This is a genomic window from Rhizobacter sp. P3_B12, assembly GCF_056402895.1.
In genome coordinates this window covers 1-1,626 of sequence record NZ_JBFUGN010001208.1, presented here as the reverse complement: position 1 = coordinate 1,626, position 1,626 = coordinate 1, and the positions used below count along the sequence as shown (strand labels likewise).

The 1,626-nt window shown below is 70.8% G+C and carries 2 protein-coding genes; one reads left to right on the top strand and one right to left on the bottom strand.

Annotated elements, in window-relative coordinates; all coding sequences use genetic code 11:
- On the bottom strand, positions 1-987 hold a 987-nt coding region (locus AC1D01_RS33815; RefSeq protein WP_477873837.1), incomplete at its 3' end, for a cupin domain-containing protein.
- Positions 988-1,034: 47 nt separating this feature from the next.
- Between AC1D01_RS33815 and AC1D01_RS33810 the strand changes: the two genes are divergently transcribed.
- Complete coding sequence (locus tag AC1D01_RS33810) at positions 1,035-1,556, top strand: FKBP-type peptidyl-prolyl cis-trans isomerase (protein ID WP_477873836.1); 522 nt, start codon at positions 1,035-1,037, stop codon at positions 1,554-1,556.
- Positions 1,557-1,626 lie beyond the last annotated feature (70 nt).

Here is a 1,626-nt window from a genome sequence, read left to right as displayed (position 1 = left end):
GTCGTACATCATCCGCGTGCGGCGGTCCAGGCGCACCGCCTGCGGCGCCTCGAGCGGCGCGCCGGCGTCGAACCACACCGTCGGTTTCGGCTCGCTCAGCCATTCGCCGAGCGCGCAGGCGAGCGCCGCCGGGTCGCGCAGCAGCCGCTGCACCGCATCGGCGGCGAACGCCTGCAGCCGCTCGGGCACGCGGCCCGGCGCCTCGGTGGCCGGTTGTGACGGATCGCGGTACAGCGGGTCCTCGGCGTCGGGGTCGACCGCCTCGATCACGCGCTGCAGCACCTCGGTCGCGAGCTCGTCGCGGCCAGCCGCGCGAAAGCCGATCGAGCAGGTCATGCACTCGCCTTCGGCGACGCCGTCGTGGCCCCAGCCGGGCGGCAGGTACAGCATGTCGCCGGGCTCGAGCAGCCACTCCTGCTCGGGCACGAAGCGGCTCAGGATCTTCAGCGGCACGCCGGGCTCGAGCGACGCATCGTCGACCGGCCCGATGCGCCAGCGCCGCCGGCCCTGCACCTGCAGCAGGAACACGTCGTAGGAATCGACATGCGGGCCGACGCCGCCGCCGTCGCTCGCCCACGAGACCATCAGGTCGTCGAGCCGTGCGTCGGGCACGAAGCGGAACCACGACAGCAGCTCGCGCGCGGCATCGAGGTGCAGGTCCAGCCCCTGCACCAGCAGGGTCCAGCCGGCGCGCGACACCGGCGGCAGCGCACGCCGCGGCAGCGGGCCGCGCCTCATCGTCCAGCCGCGGCTGCCGTGCACGATCAGGCGCGATTCGACATCCTCGCGCGAGGCCAGCTCGAACAGCTGCGCGCGCGGTGCGATCGGCGCGATGCCGGGCACCGCCTGGCGGATCAGCAGCGGCTTCTTCTGCCAGTGGCGGCGCATGAAGGCGGCGGGCGACAGGCCGCCGAGCAGGCTGTCGGGCCGGGTGGCGAGACCGGGCGTAGAGCCGGGCGCAGAGGGGTTGGCGATCGGTGCGGACATCGGGGCATTTTCCGATGACTTCGCGATGCCTGTGCGATCATCGTCGGATGCTCATCACCAACCCCTGCGTCGTCGCCCTCACGTGGCGATTGGAAGACGCCCAAGGCCAGCTGATCGACGAACTCGACGCACCGGTCGAGTTCTTCGTCGGTGGCGACGACCTGCTCGCCAAGGTCGAAGAAGCGCTGATCAACCAGGAGACCGGCTTCGAAGCCAAGCTCCATCTCGAACCCGAACAGGCCTTCGGCGACTACCGGCCCGACCTGGTCTTCTTCGAGGCGCGCTCGATCTTTCCGGAGCAGGTCGATGTCGGCATGCAGTTCGACGGCCCGCCCGAAGGCGCCGTCACCGAAGGCCTGCAGCCCGACGCGGTCTACACCGTGACCGAGGTCTACCCGACCCACGTGGTGCTCGACGGCAACCATCCGCTGGCCGGCATCGCGCTGCGGCTCGACCTGAAGGTGCGCGACGTGCGCGAGGCCACCGAGGAAGAGATCGACGCCGGCAGCGTCGACTCGCCGGCCCTGAGCATCATGACGACGGCGCCGTCGAATTCACACCTGCACTAGGCTCAGACCTGCGCAGCACCTTCGGGTGCCGTCACCGGGCCCTTGCCGCTGAAGCGGTCGAGGTACAGGT